Origin of the sequence: Pseudomonas sp. UBA6699 (assembly GCF_002454615.1) — a bacterium.
Lineage (GTDB): Bacteria > Pseudomonadota > Gammaproteobacteria > Pseudomonadales > Pseudomonadaceae > Aquipseudomonas > Aquipseudomonas juntendi.
On the sequence record NZ_DKJF01000105.1, the window covers coordinates 1 to 17,836 of the forward strand.

The window sequence follows — 17,836 nt, forward strand, 5'->3', positions numbered from 1 at the left end:
AATCGCTCTTCCGATCTCGACCAAGGCTGCGGCAAACGCTCCGGCTCCCGCTGCGGCGCCTGCCAAGGCCGGTGGCGCGGACCCCGCCAAGGCTGACGGCGCGGCCGGCTCGGCGGAGGCCCGCAAATGAATTTCCCCCGCTTCTTCATCAACCGGCCGATCTTCGCCATCGTCCTGTCGGTGCTGATGCTGATCGCGGGCGCGATCAGCTATTTCCAGCTCCCCCTGAGCGAGTACCCCCAGGTCACGCCGCCGACGGTGCAGGTCACCGCCAGCTATCCCGGCGCCAACCCGCAGGTGATCGCCGACACCGTGGCATCGCCGCTGGAGCAGGCGGTCAACGGCGTGGAAGGCATGATGTACATGCAGTCCCAGATGTCCACGGACGGGCGGATGGTGCTGACCATCTCGTTCGAGCAGCACATCGACCCCGACGTCGCGCAGATCCAGGTGCAGAACCGCGTCTCACGCGCGCTGCCCCGGTTGCCGCCCGAGGTCCAGCGCATCGGCGTGGTCACCGACAAGACCGCGCCCGATATTCTCATGGTGGTGCATATGCTCTCGCCGGGGGACCGCTACGACCCGCTGTACGTGTCCAACTACGCGATGCTCAACGTGCGCGACGAACTGGCGCGCCTGCCGGGCATCGCCAACGTGATCATCGGCGGTGAAGGCGAGTACGCAATGCGCGTCTGGCTCGACCCCGAGAAGGTCGCATCGCGGGGCATGACCGCCAGCGATGTGGTCGCCGCCATCCGCGAGCAGAACGTGCAGGTCGCAGCCGGCTCGATCGGCCAGCAGCCGAATGCGTCGGCCGCCTTCCAGGTCAGCGTCAATGCGCTGGGGCGCCTGACCACCGAAGAGCAGTTCGGCGACATCGTGATCAAGGCCGGCGCCAACGGCCAGGTGACCCGCCTGCGCGACGTCGCACGCCTGGAACTGGGCTCGGACAACTACACCATGCGCGGCCAGCTCGACGGCGAGAACGCGGTCGGCCTGCAAATCCTGATGACGCCCGGCTCCAATGCCCTGGACACGTCCAGCGCGGTGCGCGCGACGATGGAGCGGCTGCAGGCCAAGTTCCCCGAAGGCATCGAGTACAAGATCGCCTACGACCCCACAGTCTTCGTGCGCGCCTCGCTCCAGTCCGTCGCCGTCACGCTGCTGGAGGCCATCCTCCTGGTGGTGATCGTGGTGGTGCTGTTCCTGCAATCTTGGCGCGCGTCGATCATTCCACTGATCGCCGTGCCGGTCTCGCTGGTCGGCACGTTCGCGGTGATGCACATGTTCGGCTTCTCGCTGAACACGCTGTCGCTGTTTGGCCTCGTGCTCTCCATCGGCATCGTGGTGGATGACGCCATCGTGGTGGTGGAGAACGTGGAGCGCCACATGGCGCTGGGCGAATCGCCCAAGGATGCGGCGCGCAAGGCGATGGATGAAGTGACTGGCCCGATCCTGGCCATCACCTCGGTGCTGGCAGCGGTCTTCATCCCCTCGGCGTTCCTGTCGGGGCTGCAGGGCGAGTTCTATCGCCAGTTCGCGCTGACCATCGCGTTCTCGACCATCCTGTCGGCGATCAACTCGCTTACGCTGTCGCCAGCGCTGGCCGCCATCCTGCTCAAGCCGCACCACGGCGCGGCCAAGCCCGATCGTCTCACGCGCATCATCGACGGCGTGTTCGGCGGCTTCTTCCGCCGCTTCAACCGCTTCTTCGATCGCGCCTCGAATTCCTACGTCGGGGGCGTGCGCCGCGCGGTGCGCGGCAGCGCCATCGTGCTGCTGCTCTACGTCGGCTTCCTGGGCCTGACCTGGCTGGGCTTCCACAAGGTGCCTGCGGGCTTCGTGCCGGCCCAGGACAAGTACTATCTCGTGGGCATCGCCCAGCTTCCGACCGGCGCCTCGCTGGATCGCACCGAGGCGGTCGTCAAGGAGATGACCAAGATCGCACTGGCTGAGCCGGGCGTCGAGAGCGTGGTGGCCTTCCCGGGCCTGTCGGTCAATGGACCGGTGAACCAGCCGAACACCGCGCTGATGTTCGCCATGCTCAAGCCCTTCGATGAGCGCAAGGACCCGTCGCTGTCGGCCTTCGCCATCCAGGGCAAGCTCATGGGCAAGTTCAGCCAGATCCCGGACGGCTTCGTTGGCATCTTCCCGCCGCCGCCGGTGCCGGGCCTGGGTTCGATGGGCGGCTTCAAGCTGCAGATCGAGGACCGGGCGGGCCTGGGTCCCGAGGCGCTTGCGCAGGCACAGGGCCAGATCATGGGCAAGGCCATGCAGGCGCCCGAGCTGGCGAACATGCTCGCCAGCTTCCAGACCAATGCGCCGCAGTTGCAGGTGGACATCGACCGGGTGAAGGCCAAGTCGCAGGGCGTATCGCTGACCGAGGTGTTCGACACCCTGCAGGTCAACCTTGGCTCGCTCTACGTCAACGACTTCAACCGCTTCGGTCGCACCTACCGGGTCATGGCCCAGGCCGATGCGCAGTTCCGCATGCAGGCTGAGGACATAGGCATGCTCAAGGTGCGCAATGCAGCGGGCGACATGATCCCGCTGAGCGCGATCGCGACCATCGAGCGCAGTTCCGGCCCCGACCGGGTGATGCATTACAACGGCTTTCCCTCGGCCGACATCAGCGGCGGGCCAGCGCCGGGCTACTCGTCCGGCCAGGCCACCGCCGCGATTGAGAAGATCGTGAGCGAATCGCTGCCGGACGGTATGACCTACGAATGGACGGACCTGACTTTCCAGGAAAAACGGGTTGGCAACACGGCGATCTACATCTTCGCGCTGGCGGTGCTGCTCGCCTTCCTGTTCCTGGCGGCCCAGTACAACAGTTGGTCGCTGCCGTTCGCTGTGCTGCTGATTGCACCCATGGCGCTGCTCTCGGCGATCGCCGGCGTCTGGCTCTCTGGGGGCGACAACAACATCTTCACGCAGATCGGTTTCGTGGTGCTGGTCGGCCTGGCTGCCAAGAACGCGATCCTGATCGTGGAGTTCGCCCGCGCGAAGGAAAGCGAAGGGGCCGATCCGCTGGCAGCCGTGCTCGAAGCCGCGCGCTTGCGGCTGCGCCCGATCTTGATGACGTCGTTCGCCTTCATCGCTGGCGTGGTGCCGCTGGTGCTGGCCAGCGGTGCGGGCGCCGAGATGCGCCACGCCATGGGCATCGCGGTGTTCGCCGGCATGCTGGGCGTGACGGTATTCGGCCTGGTGCTGACGCCGGTGTTCTACGTTGTGGTGCGCAAGCTGGCGCTGCGCCGCGAAGCGCGCCATGCCCGTGGCGGCATGACCGACCAGCACGCATGACGGCCAGGAGGACATACGACATGAAAACATCTTTCGCATTCACACGACCCGCCAGGACGCTGGCGCCGCTCGCCCTCGCGGCGGCGCTGGCTGGCTGCTCCATGGCACCGAAGTATGACCGGCCCGCAGCGCCGATCGACACGGCCTATCCCTCGGGCGCGGCCTATGTGGAACTGGCGGCCGCGACGCCCGACGACGCGATCACGGCCGAGATCGGTTGGCGGGACTTCTTCCGCGACCCGCTGCTGCAGCAGTTGATCGGCATTTCGCTGGAGAACAACCGCGACATGCACAAAGCCGCGCTCAACGTGGAGGCGGCTCAGGCGCTGTACCGTATCCAGCGTGCCGAGATGCTGCCGAACCTGGGCGTTTCCGCCCGCGGCGCGTCAGAGCGCGTACCGGCCGACCTCAGTACCACGGGGCAAAGCGACGTGCTCCGGCGCTACGACGTGGCCGGGGTGACGGCCGCCTGGGAGCTGGACCTGTGGGGCCGCATCCGCAGCCTCAACGACCGGGCGCTGGCGTCCTACCTGGCCCTCGACGAGACCCGCATCGCCACGCAGATGAGCCTGGTGTCCGAGGTGGCCAGCGCCTACCTCACGCTGCGCGCCGACCAGGAACTGCTGCGCCTGACGAGCGACACCCTCGCCACACAGAAGCGCTCCTATGACCTGACCACCCAACTGGTGGAAGCGGGAAATTCCACGCAGCTCGACCTGCGCCGCGCGGAGATCGCGCTGCGCACCGCCGAGGCCAACCGCGCCGCCTACACGCGGCAGGCGGCCAAGGACCGCAACGCGCTGGTGCTGCTGCTGGGCCAGCCGCTGACGCCGGAGCTGTCCCGGCAGCTTGACGAGGCCGTGGCGCTGCCGGACGACATCGTGCCGACCGACCTGCCGAGCGGCCTGCCGTCCGAACTGCTCGCGCGTCGGCCGGACATCCGCGCCGCCGAGCAGATGCTGATCGGCGCCAACGCCAACATCGGCGCGGCGCGGGCCGCGTTCTTCCCGACGATTAGCCTCACGGGCTCGGCGGGCACGGCCAGCGCTTCGCTGGACGGCCTGTTCGATTCGGGCTCGCGGGCCTGGAGCTTCCTGCCGCAGATCACGCTGCCCATCTTCCGCGGCGGCGCGTTGCGAGCCAATCTGGACGTGGCACAGGTACAAAAGAGGATCGAAATCGCCAACTACGAGAAGTCTATCCAGGCGGCCTTTGCTGAGGTGGCTGACGGCTTGGCGGGCAAGCGCACGCTTGATGAGCAGATCCGCTCGGAGCAGCTCCTGGTAGCGGCTAGCCAGAAAGCCTACCAACTAGCCGAGCAACGCTTCCAGGAAGGCGTGGACGACAACCTCACCTTGCTCGATGCGCAACGCACACAGTACGGTGCGCAGCAGACCCTGGTGCGCACGCGCCTGACGCGGCTGAACAACCTCATCCACCTCTACAAGGCGCTGGGTGGCGGCTGGACTGAGCACACGGTGCAATCGGGCGCCACCGGGCAACCATCCGCCCGGTCGCCGGGATAAGGGCTATGCGCAACGGCGGCGTTCCCCATCGTTGCGCACGGAGAACCGGATGAGGATCGGTGAACTTGCGCGCTTGACGGGCACCCCCCCGGAGAACATTCGGTTCTACGAGCGGGAGGGCCTGTTGCAAGCCCCGGAGCGGTCACGCAACAACTATCGGCGCTATGGCCCGGCCCATGTCGAACGGCTTCACCTGATTCGCAACTACCGTGCCTCGGGAATCGGCCTGGATGACGTGCGCCGCCTACTGGGTTGGGCACATGAGGGGTTCCTGGAACCTGAGCTGCTAAGGCAGGCTGTCCAAGGCCATCTCGCCTGTGTTGAGGAACGCATGGAGCAACTGATCCAGGTGAAAGAGCACCTGCTCGCATTGGCCCTGCACGGTGCTGCTTCCGCCGGGGCTTCCGAGGATGGACCGGCTCGCGATGGTTCGTGAGCATCGCATGTCCATATAACTGAATATATATTCATGCGTGTAATATTTCCGGCCAGACAAACGAATAAGAAAGACGCCCATGACCGACCAGAGCATCACGCGCCGAAACATCGGCGTTCTCACCGCCGCGCAGGCGCTCGGCGGCGCCAGCGCGCCCATCGTGATGTCGCTGGGTGGGCTGGTCGGCCAGCAGCTTGCCAAGAATTCGGCCTGGATCACCTTGCCCGTGAGTCTGTTCGGCCTGGGTCTTGCCATCGGCACCTTGCCTGCCGCCTTCATCATGCGGCACCATGGCCGCCGCAACGGATACGTGGTGGGGGTCGGCTTCGGCGTGGCCTCGGGCCTGATCGCCGCGTTGGGCATCATGCTGGCCTCGTTCTGGATCTTCTGCGCCGGCACCTTCCTGGCGGGCTTCTACGGCGCGTATGTGCAGAGCTACCGCTTCGCAGCCGCCGACACCGCCGAGGACGCGCTTAAGGCCAAGGCCATTTCCTGGGTCATGGTGGGCGGTCTCGCGGGCGCCATCATCGGGCCGCAGTTGGTGATCTTCACGCGCGATGCGGTAGCGGGCACGCCCTACGTTGGCAGCTTCCTCAGCCAGGCGCTGCTGCCGCTGATCGCCTTGCCGATCCTGCTGATGCTGCGCACGCCGAGCCAGACCCAGGCCGAAGCAGTCGCCGATAGCGGTCGGACGGTGCTGCAGCTCTTGGCGATGCCGCGCTATCTGCTGGCCGTGGCTGCGGGCGTGGTGTCCTATGGGGTGATGGCGTTCGTGATGACGGCCGCGCCGGTGGCGATGGTCAACCACGGGCATTCGGTGGACAACGCCGCCCTAGGAATACAGTGGCACCTGCTGGCGATGTTCGGGCCGAGCTTCTTCACCGGGCGACTGATGGTGCGCTACGGCAAGGAGCGCGTGACCGCCGTCGGCATGGTGCTGCTCGCCGCCTCCGGGGTGGTGGCCCTGGGCGGGCTCGGCCTGTCCCACTTCTGGGGCTCGCTGGCGCTGTTGGGCATCGGCTGGAATTTGAGTTTCATCGGCGCCACGGCGATGGTCACCGACTGCCACACCCCGGCCGAGCGGGGCAAGGCGCAGGGCATGAACGACTTCTTCGTCTTCGCCGCCACGGCGGCCGTGGTGGAAAATCGCATGTCGCGCGCAACGAAGCACAGGCCGTCGGCAATTTTAAAGAATATTAACTGTTTTTAGTAGTGAGGTTTCCAATGTCAGATATTATTCCCGGATATTGCACACTTTGCCGTTCGCGGTGTGGGACGCTGAGTGAAGTAGCAAATGACCACCTGATCAAGGTACGGGCTAACCCTGAACACCCTAATGGTAAGGCCATGTGTATGAAGGGGAAAGCGGCACCTGAGCTGGTGGACAGCGCAAATAGAATTCTGTACCCGATGAAGAGAACTCATCCTAAAGGTGCAGAGGATCCGGGCTGGCAACGTATAAGTTGGGAAGAGGCTATGTCAACGATAGCCGGACAACTGGAAAAATTTAAACGAGAGGATGGAGCTGAATCTGTCGCTTTCGGCTTTACGAGCCCAAGCGGTACCCCCCTCAGTGATGCAATTGAATGGTTAGAGCGATTTGTTCGTATCTATGGCAGCCCAAATACCAGCTATGGAACTGAGATATGTAACTGGCATAAAGACGTTGCACATCGATGGACCTTTGGCTGCGGCATTCCTGTTGCTGATTATTCCCATGCCGATCTTATTCTTCTTTGGGGGCATAACCCCGCGAATACTTGGCTTGCCCAGGCTAGTGCGATTGGTACTGGTCGAAATAACGGCGCAAAACTGATTGTCGTGGATCCTCGCCCGACACCCTTAGCGAAAGAAGCAAATGCCTGGCTTGATGTCAATCCTGGAACTGACGGTGCATTAGCTTTGGGGTTAAGCCATCTCCTGGTAGAACGAAACCTGTTTAATCATGAGTTTGTTCGAAACTGGACTAATGGTCCTTTGTTGGTTCGAAATGATAATGGTTATTTTCTTCGGGAAAAAGATATTAACCCACTTGCCATCAGTAATCGCTATACAGTTTGGGACGAACACAACCAGCAAGTCACATTTATCGATTCCGAGACTCGAACTGAAGAAACGCTGATGCCTACAGCTGCACTTGAGGGCAATGTTGAAGTCGCAATAGCTGATGGTGCAAAAATTTCCTGCCAAACGGCGTTTTCATCTTTTAAAGATATGTTGGCTAATTATGACCCAGAAAACGTAAGCCGTATCACCGGGGTATCTGTTGCGTCAATTGAAGCCGCTGCGAGTTTGATTGCCGGGGCCAAGAAAATCGCCTACCACAGTTGGTCTGGAGTGGCTCAACACACTAATGCCACCCAAACAGAACGTGCGATTGCGACACTGTATGCTTTAACCGGTTGTTTCGATCAGGAAGGATGTAATCGAATCTATGCCAGCCACCCGGTAAATGTGGTTAATTCACCGACATTGATGCCTAAATCACAATGGGATAAAGCATTAGGCCTTGAAGAAAGGCCTATCGGGCCGCCTTCACAAGGTTGGGTTCATTCTCAGGATATCTGGCATTCAGTATTAGAAGGTACACCCTATAAAATTCGCGGGTTAATTGGCTTTGGTGCCAACATATTACTTTCACAAAGTGATACTTCTCTCGGACAACAGGCGCTTGAGGCGCTTGAGTTTTATGCCCATGTAGATTTGTTTGAAACGCCTACATCAAAGTATGCTGATATCCTTCTGCCAGTTAACACTGCCTGGGAGCGCGAAGGCCTAAGAACCGGGTTTGAAAGTAGTGCTGCTGCTCAGGACCACATTCAGTTGAGAAAAAAAATGGTCTCTCCGCGCGGTGAAAGCCGTTCCGACCTTGAGATTGTTTTCGATCTTGCATGCCGGTTAGGAATGAATGAAGCGTTCTTCGACGGCAATATTGAGGCAGCCTGGAATTATCAACTAGAACCATTAGGTTTGACTGTTGAGATGCTCAGAAATAAGCCAGAAGGTTACGATATCCCGCTTGAGCATAAAGTCAGAAAATATGCTTTCAGAGACCCAAATAGTGGATATCTGGCAGGTTTCAATACAGAAACAAAACGTGCAGAGTTTTACTCTGAGATCCTTCATCACTATGGTTACAATCCTTTACCTGAGTATGTACAGCCGCAAGAATACCAGCGCAACGATCCTGATTATCCATTAATGCTGACATCCGTTAAAAGCGGATTCTTCTGTCATAGCCAACATCGAAGCCTGACTAGCCTACGAAAAAAAGCACCTTATCCAACGGTAGACATTTCGGCAACTCTGGCTGACGAAGAAGGTATCAAGACGGGGGATTGGGTAGAAATTGAAACGAGAGCAGGTCTTGCTCGATTTAGAGCAAAAGTGGAAGCCAAACTCTCTCATGAAACTGTAATTGCTGAGTTTGGGTGGTGGCAGGCTTGTCCTGATTTTGGCAAACCTTCATACCCGGTTAAAGGTGAGTACAGTAGCAATTACAATAGTTTAATCAGCGGTGATAGCTATGATCCAGTCAGCGGTGCTTTACCTTTGCGTTCATTCCGCTGCCGCATTCGCCGCTTGAATGATTTTGAGCTGATAAGGCGCCCCTGGGAAGGTCGTAAAACATTCAAAGTCATTGAACTGAAAAAAGAAGCAGATAATGTTACGACAATTACCTTCCAATCGAACAGTGAAGGCTACTTACCTGATTATGAACCGGGCCAGCATATCACTGTTAGCTGTTGTCCGATGAGCGATTCTGAAGAGATCGTTACCCGGGCGTATTCGCTGACAGGCCCTGCGTTTGTTCATGACCGTAAAACCTATTCCATTTCTGTCCGTCATCAGAAAGCGACTGATGAGAAAGGTGAGTATGTTGAAGGAATAATGTCATCCTACATAAACACGCATTTGCAGATAGGCAAGGATGTTGAACTTACCCCTCCTGGGGGGAATTTCATTGTCCCGCTCAATGCCGTCCAGCCTGTCGTAATCTTTGCTGGCGGTATTGGAATTACTCCATTCATTTCCTATCTGGAGTCTATTAACCCCCAAGCGGAAGGTCCGGAGATCTGGCTTTTCTATGCTAATCAAAATAGTAGGCTACATGCGTTTAAGAAAAGAATTGCGGAGCTAAATGCGTCTATTGACAGGCTTAAAGTAATTAATATCTACAATCAGCCCCTCGACTGTGATATTCCAGGATTGGATTATGATAGAGCTGGTTACGTTGGTGCGGGAGATGTCGAGGCATATCTTATTGAGAATAATGCTCGTTATTACATGTGTGGTCCGCAGCCTATGATGGATGCGATATCGCGAGGGCTTCAGGAGAGAGGTGTACCTGCATTTGCTATTTTCTACGAGATATTTCGTTCTCCAGCAAAAATAAATAATGATCCCTCATTACGTCATAAAGTCATTTTTGCAAAATCAGGAAGAACAGAGATTTGGACCACGGATAAAGGTACTCTACTTAATTTTGGGGAAAAGCTTGGGATTCAAATGCCTAGTGGTTGTCGTGTTGGACAATGTGAAAGCTGTTCAACTAGGGTGATTGCAGGGAACGTACAGCATCTGAATGGTGTGGAGCCCTCTGATGAGGGGGCATGTTTGACATGTCAGTGCATTCCTGCCGGTGATATCACGATTGATGCTTGAGGTAAGTACTAGCTATTAGCATCCTTTACATCAGGCCATTTCAGTGGCCTGATTTTTTCTATGAATAACATTATGTTTTAAACAATTTTCAATTTTTTGTACGAATTCACCTCAATAGCCGATTTAATCAATTTTATCAGTGCGATCTTTCTAAGTTTTTATCATCCTCCCCCTTGACCTTCCAGTTACTACAAGCTTTAGCCTGTAAGAAATTATACCAATTGCATTAATTAATTGACCAACTTTATCCACTCTCTCCAACAGAGATTTTTGACTCGTTCAACATCCGCAATGAATGTATTCCAAGCGCGAGAGACCTGTTCCACTATTTCTTCGTAACCTCGAAATACGCGGTTTGATAAGCAACGTTGCCGTAACCATTGCCATACTTGCTCCATCGGGTTCAGCTCCGGAGAATAAGGTGGGAGTTTTAACAGACTGACATTGGTAAATGGGCTGGCCGTATCGATCGTATGCCAGCCCGCGCCATCCATTACAACAACGGCATGACGCCCAGGCTCTGTCGCTTCACTTATTAATTTCAGATGCTGCTTCATCACCTCTTTATTCACAAGAGGGCTGATAAGCGCCTGAGTATTACCATTGCTCGGACACACCGCCCCAAAGACATAGCCATAATCGAATTGCTGTTGCTTTACTACTCTTGGCCTGCTGCCCTTGGCTGCCCATATTCTGGACGTCTGATTTTGCTGACCGAATCGTGCTTCGTCTTGAAACCAGACGTCAACGCGATCCAGAGGAAGATGACCGGGAGTGTGAAGGATCGTTTCCAGCAGGAAATTTTTTAAAAGTGTCCTGGGTTTGTTGTGATTGTTTAGGGTGTTTAGAGCGACTGGTTATCCAACTGAAACCGAGCGCATCCATGATGCGGTATACGTTTCGCAACTGATAATCGATTTGGAAGGTGTCGCTAATGTATTGTCGTACATCCTGTGCAATCAAACGCCCCCCCTCCTTTTTAACCGCATTTTCTTTGATAAAATGTGCGATCTGTTCTCGCTGGGAGACGGAGAGCTGACAGGGTCTACCCGGACTAGGTTTGGATTGCAGACCTTCAAGTCCGTGCGCCAGATAGTTGGATACCCAGGTATTAACACTGCCTCTGGCAACCCCAAGGTAAGTTGCTATCTGGGTTCGTGTTTCCCCATTCTTGAAATGATACAAAGCTAGATAGCGGGTTCGCAGTTGCCCGTTGGAGGTTTGCTTTGCTAATTGTTTAAAGTCGTCGGCTGTATGCATATCAAAATCACTCGAATATGAATACCACTATTAGATCAAACTTTTAAGACAATTGGTATTACTACAGACGCCAACTTCGGACTGGCCGAAGAGTTTTGGTGAATGAAAGGATCGTTATGATGAAAATGAAAGTTGGGATATTGCTGATGGCAGTTGCAGTGACAGCCAATACAGAAGTGGTACTTGCAAATGATGATGCAAGCGAAACGCAAAAAAAAACTGCAAATGCGCCTGCAGGTCCACAGGTACCCGTGGCTGTTGCCGTATCACGGAATATTATACCTTCTGCTGAATTTACCGGTTCTTTAGCGGCTATTAAAACAGTGGAGCTACGCCCCAGGGTAGGAGGGGCAATCGAATCTGTTACGGTGCCGGAGGGAAGTCTGGTTCAGAAAGGACAGATGTTATTTCAAATCGATCCGCGGCCCTACCAGGTTGTGCTTGATAGTGCACAAGCGCAATTACGACAGGCAGAAGCTCAGGCGTTCCAGGCAAGCCGCAATTACGAGCGTATTAGCCGTCTGGTAAACGGAGGTGCTGTTTCGCGTAAAGACTATGATGATGCATCTTCTGAGAAAAATGCCCGCGTTGCACAGGTTCAGGTATCGAAGGCTGCAGTCGAAGCAGCAAAGCTGGATTTGTCATACTCGCGTGTGACTGCGCCAATTGATGGCCGTATCGATCGGATTTTAGTAACTGAAGGTAACTTGGTTAGCAGCAGCCAGGGGGGGGCCGCGACTCTATTGACAACAATCGTTTCGTCCGACCCTTTATATGTTTATTTTGATATTGATGAAGCGACATATCTCAATACTGTCAGTAAGGCTCGGCCTGATGTTGTCGGACGTAGCAACGAAAAATTACCCGTACATATAGGTCTGGCAAATGAGAAGGGGTATCCGCACGGGGGGGCGCTTGATTTTGTTGGCAACCAAATTGATCGTAATACCGGCACTGTTCGTGTCCGGGCTATTATCCCGAATGCTGATGGTCTTCTTACTCCTGGAGCATTTGCCAGAGTTCAGTTAGGCACTGGTAGTGAGCAAAAAGTAATTTTGGTAAACGATCAAGCCGTAGGCACAGATCAGGGCAATAAGTATGTCCTTGTTGTTGATGCCAATAATAAGGCGCAGTATCGCCCGATAGTGTTGGGGCCAATGGTCGATGGATTACGTGTTATCAGCGACGGTCTGAAGGCCGGGGAAAAAATTATCATAAAAGGGCTCGTACGACCGGGGATGGCCGTTACGCCAGACATCGTATCGATGCAAACGCTGTTGAGCGTACCTGAGAGGCAGCCTGAAGGTGCATCTAAAAAATCGAATGGCAAAAATGAGGGAGGTAGTAAATGAAATTTCCTCATTTCTTCATCCAGCGCCCCATATTTGCAATTGTCTTATCAGTTTTTATGCTGATAGCGGGTTCTTTAGCGTTTTTTCAACTTCCTCTCAGTGAATATCCGTCCGTAACACCGCCAACCGTTCAGGTAACGGCAAGCTACCCCGGAGCAAACCCCAATGTAATAGCAGATACTGTTGCCGCCCCGCTTGAGCAAGCCATCAATGGGGTTGAAGGCATGCTTTACATGAGTTCTCAAACTGCTTCTGACGGCCGAATGATTTTAACCATCTCTTTCAGACAGGGAACTGACCCCGATATTGCGCAAATTCAGGTTCAGAATCGGGTATCACGGGCTTTGCCTCGGCTACCAACGGAAGTCCAGCAAATAGGGGTTGTGACTGAAAAAACCTCGCCGGATATTCTTATGGTGGTGCATTTGTTCTCTCCTGATGAGCGTTATGATCCACTTTATGTTTCTAACTATGCAATGTTAAACGTACGTGATGAGCTTTCACGCTTACCAGGTGTCGCAAGCATAGCGCTGGGAGGTGAAGGGGAATATGCCATGCGAGTATGGTTAGATCCTAATAAAGTGGCTTCCAGAGGGTTAACATCAAGTGATGTCACTGCTGCGATTAAAGAACAAAACGTTCAGGTAGCGGCTGGCTCTGTCGGACAGCAACCTAATGCATCGTCATCATTCCAGGTCACTGTGAATGCCTTAGGGCGCCTAACTACTGAGGAACAGTTCGGCGATATAGTTATTAAAACCGGAGATGACGGACAAATTACGCGCTTGCGTGATGTGGCTCGTCTTGAACTCGGTTCAGATAACTACTCCATGAGGAGTTTACTAAATAATAAAAATGCAGTGGGTATGCAGATTGTTATGACCCCGGGCGCCAATGCACTTGAGGTGTCTGCATCGGTAAGGTCAACAATGGAACGCCTGAAAGTAAGGTTTCCGGAAGGTATTCAGTACAGTATCGCTTATGATCCGACCGTGTTTGTTAGTGCTTCCCTGAAATCTGTCACGACGACTTTATTAGAGGCCACAATATTAGTTGTGCTGGTCGTGATGCTATTTTTGCAAACATGGAGAGCATCAATCATCCCATTGATCGCAGTGCCTATTTCATTAGTGGGTACGTTTGCATTAATGGATGTATTTGGGTTCTCACTCAATACGCTATCTTTATTTGGTCTGGTTCTTTCAATTGGTATTGTTGTTGATGATGCAATCGTTGTGGTTGAGAACGTTGAGCGCCATATTGCAAAAGGACTCTCACCAAAAGACGCCGCAAGAAAAGCAATGGACGAGGTAACGGGGCCAATTCTGGCTATTACCTCAGTACTGGCAGCTGTGTTTATTCCATCAGCATTCCTCTCGGGGCTTCAGGGCGAATTCTATCGTCAATTTGCATTGACGATTGCTATCTCAACGATTTTATCGGCTATCAACTCCTTAACATTGTCTCCGGCATTAGCTTCCGTACTACTGAAACCACATCAAGGTATAGAGAAGCAAGATTTGTTGACTCGTGTAATGGATCGTTTTTTCGGATCTTTTTTCCGTCGTTTTAACCGTTTCTTTGATAGCCTGTCGAATTCCTATGTTGGGACGATTCGACGTATCGTTCGCGGAAGTACAATTGTACTCATTCTGTATGCTGGTTTTCTGGCACTGACCTTCCTGGGCTTCAAACAGGTTCCTGGTGGTTTTGTGCCTGCTCAGGATAAATATTGCTCTTTTGTCAAATACATAGAATCATCCTATGTATAAGGCCTGAGTTGCTACAATCGAGGTCCGATGGGCTCCCGTCTCTACGTCATTTGAGAACCGCGATGAATAACCGCTTCACACTCCCACAGGCGCCGCGGCGTTCGCTCGTCGATTCGACGATTGAGCTGATCCGCGGCCAGATCGAGGGAGGCGCCTGGAAGGTCGGCGAGCGCATCCCCAGGGAGCAGGAACTGGCCGAGATGCTGGAGGTTGGCCGCAACACGGTGCGGGAAGCCATTCGCGTGCTCTCGCACGGCCAGGTCCTGGAAGTCCGCCAGGGTGATGGCACCTACGTGCGAACCAATATCGATCCGGCCGAGGTCATGCGCCGTGTCGGGCGTTCCGGCTTGCGAGAGCACTTCGCGTTGCGCTGCATGCTGGAAACCGAGGCGGCCAGGTTGGCCGCGGTGCATCGGTCCAAGGCGGACGTTGGGCTGCTGCGCCGACTGTTGAAGGCCCGCGGCGAGCAGGAGCAACACGCATCGAGCGCGGCCTTTGCCGAGGCCGATACGGCTTTCCACTGCGCGATCGCCGGGATGTGCGGCAACGGCGCGCTGGCTGAGCTGTACCGCTACTTCGCGAACTCGGTCCGCATGAACACGCTGACTGCGCTGAAGGACAAGGAACTGCCCGAGCCGGGTCTCGCGACCCATGAGGCGATCGTGGATGCTATCGAGCGCCAGGATGGAGAAGCAGCTGCGGCGGCTGTGCGGAACGTGGTCGCTCCGCTGATTGCGGCACTTGAGAAATCGGGTTGATCCGAGCGCGACTCCCGCGCTGGCAATGCCGCTTTCCATCGAGCAGCCGGTCGCCGGCCCCGTTGATCGGAACGCGGGTTGTTTCCCGGAGAGCACGCGGTAGCCGGTCCTCATGGATAGGCCCTTGGTGCGCTACAGCGACCGGACGGTGCTGTTCATATCGAATCTTCGACGCGACCACCCGCCAGGACATACCGGGCCAGCGCCTCGGCATCGGCGTGGGTGGCCCGGGTGGACTGCGGTGTACCGAAAGCCTGGACGAGCTTTGGCAGCATGGCCTCCAACTGGGCTCGCTTATCCGAATCCGGTTCGACGTGGATGAGCGCGAGCAATGTGCCGCCAAGCGTCTCCTTGTGAGTCTTCAGCCAGACGCCGCGCTGAGCGCGATCGTCGAGAGTCTCTTCTGGCCCTCCCGCGACGTAGATAAGCACGAAGGGCTTTCCGCAGGCGACGAGTTCATCCATTTCCGCGCACCAGGCGCTGCTGTATCCGTTGTAGATGCTTGCGCCGTCGAAGCGGACGATGGGGAAATCGCTGGTGTCGTGAACTTTCGGTTGCTGGGACATGATCCTGGACTCTCGCTATTAACGTCCTAACATCCTACCTTTGTTGAGAATTACTTGCAACTGAAATGGGCATGGGCACACCGCCGTGCAGCGCCAAGTGACGGGCGAAATAAGGGCTTGACCTTCCAACAATGGGAGGCCCTACAGTGAACCCATCAACCTCATTCAAGGAGTTTTTTCATGAAGGTCAACAAGTTCAGCCTCTTGTTCATTGCGGGCGCCGTCGTGGTCGCCGCCGGCCTGATGGCCGTCCAGAAGAAGGTGGTCGTCCCGTCGGGTGAAGCGATGCAGGCCAGTGCGGGCGGAGGTCACCAAGGGCACGCGATGCCCTCCAGCGCCTCGGCCAATGACAGTCCTTCCACGACCGCGTATCGCGCCGTGAACGACCAGATGCACGCCGGGATGGGAGCGCAGTTCACTGGCAACGCCGACGTCGATTTCATGCGTGGCATGATCCCGCACCACCAGGGCGCGATCGACATGGCCAAGGTGGCGCTGCAGTACGGCAAGGACCCGGAGGTTCACAAGCTGGCCCAGGAGGTCATCACCGTGCAGGAAGGCGAGATCGCCATGATGAACAAGTGGCTGGGCGACAACGGCCAGCAGGCGGCGGCCGGCAGCTCGGGCGATGCCTCGACGGCCGCCTACCGTGCCGGCAACGACCGCATGCATGCGGACATGATGATCGACTTCAGCGGCGACGCCGATGTGGACTTCATGCGCGGCATGATCCCGCACCACCAGGGTGCGATCGACATGGCCAAGGTGGCGCTGCAGTACGGCAAGAACCCGGAGGTCCGCAAGTTGGCTCAGGAGGTCATCTCCGCGCAGGAAGGCGAGATCGCCATGATGAAGAGTTGGCTTGTCGCTCGGGGCAAGTGAAGGCACGACCATGAACCAAGCCAACACCCCGCGCATCCTCATCTATAGCACTCCAACTTGCCCGGACTGCCGGGCACTAAAGGAGTGGTTGTCCCAGCAGGGCATCGCGTTTGAAGAGCGCGACCTGACCGACCCGAAGATTTCCGCGGAGGCCAAGTCACGAACCGGCGTGCGCGTGGCCCCGATCACGATCGTCGGCGACGAGGTCTTCTATGGCACCTTCGCGAGCCAGAAGCCGAGGCTGATGAAGGCGCTCGGTCTTCAGTGAGCCGCTGAAGGAAGACCGTGGTCACGGGCGGAGTCGCCGGTGCGGACCCCGGTCGGACCCTGTAAGCGCTGTTGTGGACGCGTCTGCACGCAAAGCTCAAGACCGTGAGGCATTCTTCGCCGACGACGCTCGGCGCTTTCGCCTGCGGTCGTTGACATCACGAGAGGAATTTTTATGCGATCGACATCATCAGCCACCTCCCTGCACGTCGCCATTTCCGAGGGCATCACAGTCGCCAACGACCTGCCGTTCGTGCTGTTCGGCGGCATCAACGTCATCGAGGATCTCGATACGACCCTGGCTGCGGCTGAGCACTTCGCGGAGGTGACGCGCAAGCTGGGGATACCCTTCGTTTTCAAGGCGTCGTTCGACAAGGCCAATCGCTCGTCGATCCATTCTTTCCGAGGTGTCGGCCTGGAGGAAGGGCTGCGGGTCCTCGATGCGGTCAAGTCGCGGTTCGGATGCCCAGTCTTGACCGACGTGCATGAGGTTGAGCAGGCCATGCAGGTCGCTGCCGTTGCCGACGTACTGCAAGTTCCGGCCTTCCTGGCCCGGCAGACCGATCTGGTGGCCGCCATTGCCCGCACCGGTCGGGTAGTGAATGTCAAGAAGCCGCAGTTCCTCAGCCCGGGCCAGATCAGGCATGTCGTCCACAAACTGCACGAGGCTGGCAACCCGCGCGTCCTGCTGTGCGAGCGTGGCACGCAGTTCGGCTACGACAATCTCGTCGTGGACATGTTGGGCTTCCGCGAAATGAGCGTTGCCAGCAGTGGCCTGCCACTGGTGTTCGACGTAACCCATAGCCTGCAGCGGCGAGAAGCGGATGCGTTGGCTTCGGGTGGGCGTCGCCAACAGTTGCCCGAACTCGCGCGGGCCGGCATGGCGGTCGGCATTGGCGGTTTGTTCCTCGAAGCACACGCCGACCCGGCGCATGCACGTTGTGACGGACCCAGCGCTCTGCCACTGGACACGCTCGAACCGCTGCTGCGGCAGGTCAAGGCGGTGGACCAACTCGTCAAGTCGTTCGAGCCTCTTCGGATCGACTGAA

At 56.6% G+C, this 17,836-nt stretch carries 12 protein-coding genes and 1 pseudogene; 11 read left to right on the top strand and 2 right to left on the bottom strand.

Annotated features, from left to right (window positions below; genetic code table 11):
• Nucleotides 1-126: 126 nt before the first annotated feature.
• The 5 genes from B3361_RS20665 (at nt 127) to B3361_RS20685 (ending at nt 9,930) form a co-directional block, all read left to right on the top strand.
• Nucleotides 127-3,303: an efflux RND transporter permease subunit gene (locus tag B3361_RS20665; protein ID WP_012614062.1), complete on the top strand. Its 3,177-nt coding sequence runs from the start codon at nt 127-129 to the stop codon at nt 3,301-3,303.
• Between the two features lie 20 nt (nt 3,304-3,323).
• Entirely contained in the window at nt 3,324-4,829 is a 1,506-nt protein-coding gene (locus tag B3361_RS20670; protein WP_003821143.1) for an efflux transporter outer membrane subunit, read from the top strand.
• A gap of 49 nt (nt 4,830-4,878) precedes the next feature.
• Nucleotides 4,879-5,265 (top strand): MerR family transcriptional regulator, encoded by a 387-nt coding sequence (locus B3361_RS20675; RefSeq protein WP_015912830.1) that lies wholly within the window; start codon nt 4,879-4,881, stop codon nt 5,263-5,265.
• A gap of 79 nt (nt 5,266-5,344) precedes the next feature.
• Complete coding sequence (locus B3361_RS20680; RefSeq protein WP_049285238.1) at nt 5,345-6,475, top strand: MFS transporter; 1,131 nt, start codon at nt 5,345-5,347, stop codon at nt 6,473-6,475.
• Between the two features lie 14 nt (nt 6,476-6,489).
• Nucleotides 6,490-9,930 carry a molybdopterin-dependent oxidoreductase gene (locus B3361_RS20685; protein WP_073661981.1) on the top strand — a complete coding sequence of 1,147 codons (3,441 nt, stop codon included), beginning with the start codon at nt 6,490-6,492 and terminating at the stop codon, nt 9,928-9,930.
• 230 nt (nt 9,931-10,160) lie between these two features.
• Here the strand turns inward: B3361_RS20685 and B3361_RS20690 are convergent.
• A protein-coding gene (locus tag B3361_RS20690) for an IS630 family transposase (RefSeq protein WP_161789755.1) occupies nt 10,161-11,190 on the bottom strand; the annotation gives its coding sequence in 2 pieces (ribosomal slippage) (nt 10,161-10,737 and nt 10,736-11,190; 1,032 coding nt in all).
• Between the two features lie 119 nt (nt 11,191-11,309).
• Here B3361_RS20690 and B3361_RS20695 point away from each other — a divergent pair.
• From B3361_RS20695 to B3361_RS20705, 3 genes and pseudogenes are all read left to right on the top strand, one after another.
• Nucleotides 11,310-12,542, top strand: a complete 1,233-nt coding sequence (locus tag B3361_RS20695; protein WP_073661980.1) for an efflux RND transporter periplasmic adaptor subunit — start codon at nt 11,310-11,312, stop codon at nt 12,540-12,542.
• Nucleotides 12,539-14,272 (top strand): annotated as a pseudogene (locus tag B3361_RS20700) (efflux RND transporter permease subunit); the annotation flags it as partial. The gene B3361_RS20695 and the pseudogene B3361_RS20700, both read left to right, overlap by 4 nt.
• A 104-nt stretch (nt 14,273-14,376) precedes the next feature.
• Nucleotides 14,377-15,072 (top strand): FadR/GntR family transcriptional regulator, encoded by a 696-nt coding sequence (locus B3361_RS20705; RefSeq protein ID WP_003821135.1) that lies wholly within the window; start codon nt 14,377-14,379, stop codon nt 15,070-15,072.
• A 155-nt stretch (nt 15,073-15,227) separates the two neighbouring features.
• Here B3361_RS20705 and B3361_RS20710 read toward each other — a convergent pair whose 3' ends face one another.
• Nucleotides 15,228-15,638: a hypothetical protein gene (locus B3361_RS20710; protein WP_012614065.1), complete on the bottom strand. Its 411-nt coding sequence runs from the start codon at nt 15,636-15,638 to the stop codon at nt 15,228-15,230.
• Nucleotides 15,639-15,818: 180 nt separating this feature from the next.
• On the opposite strand from B3361_RS20710, the gene copM reads away from it, so the two are divergent.
• The 3 genes from copM (at nt 15,819) to kdsA (ending at nt 17,835) form a co-directional block, all read left to right on the top strand.
• Entirely contained in the window at nt 15,819-16,520 is a 702-nt protein-coding gene (gene copM, locus B3361_RS20715) for a CopM family metallochaperone (protein ID WP_003821133.1), read from the top strand.
• Between the two features lie 10 nt (nt 16,521-16,530).
• Entirely contained in the window at nt 16,531-16,788 is a 258-nt protein-coding gene (locus tag B3361_RS20720) for a glutaredoxin family protein (protein ID WP_003821132.1), read from the top strand.
• A gap of 174 nt (nt 16,789-16,962) precedes the next feature.
• Nucleotides 16,963-17,835, top strand: coding sequence for a 3-deoxy-8-phosphooctulonate synthase (gene kdsA, locus B3361_RS20725; protein ID WP_003821131.1), 873 nt, complete (start codon nt 16,963-16,965; stop codon nt 17,833-17,835).
• Nucleotide 17,836 lies beyond the last annotated feature (1 nt).